The 360-nt window shown below is 70.6% G+C and carries 1 pseudogene; it reads left to right on the top strand.

From position 1 onward, the window contains the following. Positions 1 to 360 (top strand): annotated as a pseudogene (locus IG69_RS22370) (IS3 family transposase); the annotation flags it as partial.

The raw sequence follows: 360 nt of genomic DNA on the forward strand, positions 1-360 counted from the left end.
GCGGTTGCGGCGGGAGAACGCCGAGCTGCGCCGGGCGAACGCGATCCTGAAGGCGGCCTCGAGTTTCTTCGCGGCCGAGCTCGACCGGCCTTCCCGGTGATCGTGGACTTCATCCGCGAGCACGCCGACCACCGCGAAGACGGTGGGCTGCGCTGGGGTGTCGAGCCGATCTGTGCGGTGCTGACCGAGCACGGCCTGCAGGTCGCCCCGTCGACGTACTACGAGCACGCCGGCCGCACCCCGAGCGCGCGTGAACGGCGCGACGAGCAGCTGCTGACCGAGATCCGCCGGGTGCACGCCGCGAACTACTCGGTGTACGGCGCACGAAAGGTGTGGCTCCAGCTCAACCGGGAAGGGCAC

Source organism: Phycicoccus jejuensis (genome assembly GCF_000720925.1).
Classification (GTDB): domain Bacteria; phylum Actinomycetota; class Actinomycetes; order Actinomycetales; family Dermatophilaceae; genus Phycicoccus; species Phycicoccus jejuensis.